The 6,017-nt window shown below is 74.8% G+C and carries 4 protein-coding genes and 2 pseudogenes; 2 read left to right on the top strand and 4 right to left on the bottom strand.

From position 1 onward, the window contains the following. Positions 1-95 precede the first annotated feature (95 nt). A pseudogene (locus tag ABZ885_RS33795) lies at positions 96-1,391 on the bottom strand (FAD-dependent oxidoreductase); the annotation flags it as partial. A gap of 441 nt (positions 1,392-1,832) precedes the next feature. Further along, complete coding sequence (locus ABZ885_RS33800) at positions 1,833-2,738, bottom strand: TIGR01777 family oxidoreductase (RefSeq protein WP_360197317.1); 906 nt, start codon at positions 2,736-2,738, stop codon at positions 1,833-1,835. 73 nt (positions 2,739-2,811) lie between these two features. Here ABZ885_RS33800 and ABZ885_RS33805 point away from each other — a divergent pair, with 73 nt between their 5' ends. After that, a complete protein-coding gene (locus ABZ885_RS33805) occupies positions 2,812-3,309 on the top strand; it encodes a GNAT family N-acetyltransferase (RefSeq protein WP_360197320.1) in 498 nt (165 codons plus the stop codon). Between the two features lie 152 nt (positions 3,310-3,461). Further along, positions 3,462-4,502: a DUF2510 domain-containing protein gene (locus ABZ885_RS33810; protein ID WP_360197323.1), complete on the top strand. Its 1,041-nt coding sequence runs from the start codon at positions 3,462-3,464 to the stop codon at positions 4,500-4,502. A 25-nt stretch (positions 4,503-4,527) separates the two neighbouring features. On the opposite strand, the gene ABZ885_RS33815 is transcribed toward ABZ885_RS33810, so the two are convergent. Beyond that, entirely contained in the window at positions 4,528-5,043 is a 516-nt protein-coding gene (locus tag ABZ885_RS33815) for a DUF4240 domain-containing protein (protein ID WP_360197326.1), read from the bottom strand. 168 nt (positions 5,044-5,211) lie between these two features. Further along, positions 5,212-5,910: pseudogene (locus ABZ885_RS33820) on the bottom strand (2-oxo acid dehydrogenase subunit E2); the annotation flags it as partial. Positions 5,911-6,017: the final 107 nt, after the last annotated feature.

A 6,017-nucleotide genomic window follows, 5' to 3' on the forward strand; every position in this document is an offset into this window, starting at 1 on the left:
TGTACGCGGACCGGATCACCCCCTCGATGGAGCGGGCGATCGACGAGACCAACCGCCGCCGGGCCGTCCAGCAGGCCTACAACAAGAAGCACGGCCAGCCCGAGGTCGCGGACCACGGCCTGCGCCGCCCGCCGCCCCGACACCAGCGCGCCCTGGGCCGTGCTGGTGTCCCGGTGGTCCCCGCAGACGTACAGCCCGGCCAGTACCCGCACCGGGCGCCGGGTGTTGTGCGGCGGCGGCATGGCCGGCACCGCGTCGGGGACGTGGCGCACGCTGAGGAACTGCCAGCCCTTGGTCCGCGTCCCGTACAGCTCCGCCAGCCGCGCACGGACCGCCGGTTCGAGCGCGGCCGGCCCGCCGGCGTCGAAGGACCGCCGCCCGAGGACGGTGGTCGCCACCAGCGCCTGCCCGGCAGGCGCGTACGAGGGGTGCAGCTCGCTGAGCACCACCGAGTGCGAGACCAGCGGCGGGTGCCCGCCCGGCCGGTCGCCGTCCAGCAGCAGCACGGCCTCGGCGACCGGCGCGCGGTCGGCCGCGTGGTAGAAGGTCGTGACCGGGTGGAAGTCCGGCAGCCGCAGCCCGGGCAGCAGCCCGGCGGCGGACCGCGCACCGGTCGCCACCACCACGGCCTGGGCGCCGATCCGCCCGTGCCCGGCGGTCTCCACGCCGTCCGCCGCGATCGAGGTGACCTGCACCCCGGTGCGCACCGTCCCGGCGGGCAGGGCGGCGGCCAGTTGGGCCGGCACCGCCGCGATCCCGTCGGCGGGCAGACAGAGCCGCCCGCGCGCGTAGCTGCGCAGCACCAGGTCGGCGATCCTGCTGCTGGTGCCCAGCGCCGGGTCGCCGAGCAGGGCGCCGAGCAGCGGCCGCAGGAACCCGTCGACCGTGCGCGGTGCGAGGCCGCGGTCGGTCAGCGCGCGGGCGGCGGTGGTCTCCGGCCGGGCCAGCAGCCGGCTGGCCGGGGTGGCGGCCAGCCGGCCGAGCCAGTTGCCGAGGCGGGCCTTGTCCAGCGGACTGCCCAGCGGTGCTCGGGCGGTGGCCTGCCGGGCGGCGGTGAGCTGAGGGTCCCCGGCGCGGTACCGGCGGCCGCCGCTGTGCACGAGTACGCCGGGCGCGAGCGGGCGTAGTTCGAGGCGGTCCAGGTCGAGCACGCGGCGCAGCTCGGGGTAGGCGGTGTTGAGCAGCTGGCTGCCGTGGTCGAGCCGGAATCCGTCCAGCTCACGGGTGGCCATCCGGCCGCCGACCCGGTCCGTGGTCTCCAGGACCTCGACGGACAGTCCGCGGCCGGTCAGCTCGCGGGCGGCGGCCAGGCCCGCGAGTCCTGCGCCCACCACGACGACGTCCGGGTCGGACTGTCGGCGGGCGCGGCGAGTGAAGTCGTACGTGGGCACTGGCGTGCTCCCTCCCTGGTCCCGGGGCTCCGGCCGACGCAGGCAGCGGGGTGCCGGGACACGGTCCGACGATGTGATGCCCAGTCAATGTGAGCGTCAGACCGACGCGTCGAGCCGTATCCGGGCGCCGGAAGGGGCGCGGCCGCATCCGCCGGGGGCGCGGTCACGGACTGTGCGCCCAATCCCCGCGTTCGGGGGCCGACGGGCGCGCACGGTCACCGGGGGCGTGCAACGCGCCCATCGTGTGCTCCCGTGCGCCCCCTGTCGGAGCCCCGCCCCGATCCGCCGGGCATATGCCCCTGGCCAGCGCAGATGTCGTACCGGGCGTACGCGGGCACGCCCCCGGCCGCGCGGACGGCGCGCAGACGCCCGCGCGGACACCCGCGCCGGGGTGTGGGCGCGCGGGCGGGCCGGCGCCCGGCGGGGACCGGCGGGCCCGCCCTACAGCGCGGCCCGCACCGCCGAGTCGACGTCCGGGTGCCGGAAGCGGAAGCCCGCCTCCAGCAGCCGCCGCGGCACCGCCCGGTGACTGCCCACGACCTCGACCGCCAGCTCGCCCAGCGCCAGCTTCAGCACGGCCTCCGGCACCGGGAACGGCGTCGGCCGGTTCAGCGCCCGCCCGAGCGCCGCCGTCAGCTCCGCGTTGGTCACCGGCTCCGGCGCGCTGAGGTTGAACGCGCCGCTGAGGTCCTTCCGGTCGATCAGGAACCGCAGCGCCGCGACCTCGTCCGGGAGCGAGATGAAGCTCCAGTACTGCCGGCCGTCGCCGAGCCGACCGCCGAGGCCCAGCCGGAAGAGCGGGAACAGCCGCCCGCCGGCCCCGCCCCGGGCGGAGAGCACCAGCCCGGTGCGCGGGTGCACCACCCGGATCCCGGCCCGCTCGGCCGGCCGCGCGGCGGCCTCCCACTCGACGCAGACCTCGGCCAGGAAGTCGTCCCCGGCGGGGGAGTCCTCGTCGATCACCGCGTCCCCGGTCTGCCCGTACCAGCCGACCGCCGAGCCGCTGACGAAGACCTCCGGCGGCTCCGCCAGCCCGGCCAGCGCGGCGGCCAGCGTCTCGGTGCCGAGCACCCGGCTCTCCCGGATCTCCCGCTTGTACGCGTCGGTCCACCGGTGGTCGCCGACCCCGGCCCCGGCCAGGTGCACCACCGCCCCGACGCCGGCCAGCCCGTCCCGGTCCACCTGGCCGAGCAGCGGGTTCCAGCCGATCGCCGTCGTCCCGTCCGGCTGCGGGCCGGTCCTGGACCGGTGCCGGACGAGCCGGACCACCTCGTGGCCGTCCGCCAGCAGGGAGCGGACGAGTGCCGAGCCGATCAATCCCGTGGAGCCTGTGACAGCGATTCGCATGGGCTCATCCTCGCAGTTCCCGGTACCGGGAACTCCGTGTACAGCCCCGGGGTCGCTGATTAGCATGACGCGCATGCACGAGGAAGATCTGATCATCCGTCCCGCGCAGCCCGAGGACGAGAAGGAGCTCTCGGAGCTCAACCGGGCCGCGTGGTCCTGGCTCAGCGAGGTGGCGCCCCAGCCGCCCGAGGGCGAGCCCGTGTTCGACGAGCGCCACACCCCGGACCAGTTCAGGCTCGCCCTGCTGGACGGCCGGATCGTCGGCTACGTCCGGGTGGTCCCGCCCACGCCGCTGGTCAGCAACCGGCACGTGCGCCAGATCCAGGGCCTGGCGGTCGACGCCTCGGTCCGCGGCCGGGGCCTGGGCCGGGCGCTGGTCGAGGCCGCCTGCGCGGCGGCCCGGGAGGACGGCGCCCGCCGGATCACCCTGCGCGTGCTCGGGCACAACGCCCCCGCCCGCCGGCTGTACGAGGCCTGCGGCTTCGTGGTCGAGGGCTCGCTGACGGAGGAGTTCCTGATCGACGGCCGGTACGTGGACGACGTCTGGATGGCCCGCACGCTCGTCGCCTGACCGCCTCAGGGGCCCGTCCCGTCGTCCGCCGCACCGTCCGCACCACCCGTGGCGGGCGCTTGAGGAGGTGTCGGATCCCGTGTCCGGCCGGTAGCAGAGTCGTGACATGACCGACCTGTCTGGAGTGACGCCGTGCCGGGTACCGTACGGCCGTGAGCAACTCGACGCCTCCCGGGTGGTACCCGGTACAGGGTGCGGACGGCACGGCCGGTCATGAGCGCTGGTGGGACGGCAGCGCCTGGACGAGCGACGTCCGCCCCGTCCAGGCGGGCGGCGGCGGGCTCGCCGACGCCCCGACCCAGGTCTCCTGGCAGTCCAACCAGCCGGCGGCCCCGGCCACGCCGCCGTCGTACGGCTACGGCGCCCCGCAACAGGGCACGCCGTCGTACGGCTACCCGGCGCAGGGCCAGGCCTCCTACGGCTACCCGCCGGCCGCCGGCTACCCGCCGCCCACGCCGTCGGGCCGGATGAAGCCCGGCGTGGCCGTCGCGATCGTGGTCGGGGTGCTGGCCGTGGTCGGCGTGGTCGCCGCGATCGCCCTCAACAGCGGCCACGACACCCCGCGCGCGGACCCGACGCCGACGGTCACGGTCACCACCGACTCGAGCCCGACGCCGAGCCCGAGCCCGACGAAGAAGACCAGCCCGCCGCCGACGCCGACCCCGACGCCCAGCCTGCCGCCGGTCCCGGTGGTGAAGGACACCGCCGCCGACGCCCAGCACTCGATCACGGTGCCGGTCTTCCAGGGCTGGGACGCGCAGACCGACACCACGCACTCGACCGTCTTCCTCGGCAGCGGCCGCTACACCTGCCCCGGCGGCGGCTCGTGCATCCGCGGCCAGTTCTCGGTCGAGAAGGACACCATCTCGGGCAGCTCGGCCCGGGCGGCCGCCGAGGCGGCGATGCCGGCGTACGCGGGGGCGATCTTCACCGGGGTCACCGGGCACACCGACGCCGGCTCGTCGAGCACCACGGTGGCGGGCATCTCCGGGTACGCGGTGCGCTGGCACATCACCACCTCGGACGGCACCAAGGGCTACGTCCTGATGGTGGCCGTGCCGGCCAAGGGCGGCGGCTACGTGGCCTTCGAGGGCGGGGTGGACGACGCCGCGGGCGCGCCCGACCCCTCCGTGCTCGACCAGATCCTCAAGGGCATCAAGCAGGACACCAGCGCCTCCGGCTCCGGCACCTGAGCCCGCCGCCCGGCGGCGGCCCGGCTCAGTCCCCGTAACGCTCCCAGAGCTTGGGGAACCGTTTCGCCATCGCCTCCGGGTCGTCGAAGTCGAAGGGCGCACCGTACGGCGTCGCGGGCTGCCGCCCGCCCACCTCGGGCAGCGGCAGCCCGGTCAGCTGCTCGTACGCCTCGTCGGCGGCGTAGCCGAGGTCCTCGGCCTCGCCGTCCTCCTCCTCGTCGAACTCCGGCAGCAGCTCGGCCAGGTCGTCCGGCTCGTGCAGCCCGCCCTCGAAGACCTCCCGGCCCTGGCCGATCAGCCAGCAGCGGAAGTAGTCGAAGGAGTCCTCGGAGGCGCCGTCCAGCAGCAGGTACGCCGCGGCCCAGAGGTCGGTTCGGTAGGCGCGCTGGAACCGCGCCTCGAAGAGCCGGGCGAAGTCGATGACGTCGTCCGGGGTCAGTTGGAGGAGCCGCTCCACCAGCCGTTCGGCCTGCTCGTCCGGGTCGCCCCCGGCGGCTTCCCGGGTGTCGTCGATGATCTGCCAGAAGTCGGTCTCGTCCATCACCGCTCCAGCATCCCCGTTCGCCCGCGCCCGCGCATGTGATGCGGCCGCGAAACGCCCGTTCTTCCGACGCCGGGGCGGCCCGGGCGGCCGGGAACGGCGGAACCCCGCGCCGTCCGGGGACGACGCGGGGTTCCGGCGTGCTGCGACCAGGTGCCGCGGGGAGCCTTACAGGCCGAGCTCGACCTCGAACTCGCCGGCCTCCAGGATCTCCTTGACGGCCACCAGGAAGCGGGCGGCGTCGGCGCCGTCCACCAGGCGGTGGTCGTAGGAGAGCGACAGGTAGGTCATGTCACGGATGCCGATGGCGGTGCCGCCGTCGGACTCGATGACGACAGGGCGCTTGACGGTCGCGCCGATGCCCAGGATGGCGACCTGGTTCGGCGGCACGATCACCGTGTCGAACAGCGCACCGCGCGAGCCGGTGTTGCTGATGGTGAAGGTCGCACCGGACAGCTCGTCCGGGGTGATCTTGTTGCCGCGCACCTTGGCGGCCAGCTCCGCGGTCTTCTTCGAGATGCCGGCGATGTTGAGGTCGCCCGCACCCTTGATGACCGGGGTCATCAGACCCTTCTCGGAGTCCACCGCGATACCGATGTTCTCGGTGTCGAAGTAGGTGATGGTGCCCTCGGCCTCGTTGATCCGGGCGTTGATGACCGCGTGGGCCTTCAGCGCCTGGGCGGCGGCCTTGACGAAGAACGGCATCGGGGACAGCTTCACGCCCTCGCGGGCGAGGAAGGAGTCCTTGGCCTTGCCGCGCAGCGACATGATCTTGGTGACGTCCACCTCGACCACGCTGGTCAGCTGGGCCTGCTCGTGCAGGGCCTTCAGCATGTTGTCGCCGATGGCCTTGCGGATGCGGGTCATACCTGTGGCTGCTCGCCGCGTCCACGGCCCGAGGGTCCGGCCGCCGGCCGCGCTGCTGTTCGGCGCCGATCCGGACGTTGTCCGCCACCGGGAGGGTCGGGAAGACG

Origin of the sequence: Kitasatospora sp. NPDC047058, from assembly GCF_040643935.1 — a bacterium.
Taxonomy (GTDB): domain Bacteria; phylum Actinomycetota; class Actinomycetes; order Streptomycetales; family Streptomycetaceae; genus Kitasatospora.

What these genes read in the sequence shown, in the direction of transcription:
- ABZ885_RS33800 (WP_360197317.1), bottom strand. Translation starts at nt 2,738, where the DNA reads ATGCGAATCGCTGTCACAGGCTCCACGGGATTGATCGGCTCGGCACTC.
- ABZ885_RS33805 (WP_360197320.1), top strand. Translation starts at nt 2,812, where the DNA reads ATGCACGAGGAAGATCTGATCATCCGTCCCGCGCAGCCCGAGGACGAG.
- ABZ885_RS33815 (WP_360197326.1), bottom strand. Translation starts at nt 5,043, where the DNA reads ATGGACGAGACCGACTTCTGGCAGATCATCGACGACACCCGGGAAGCC.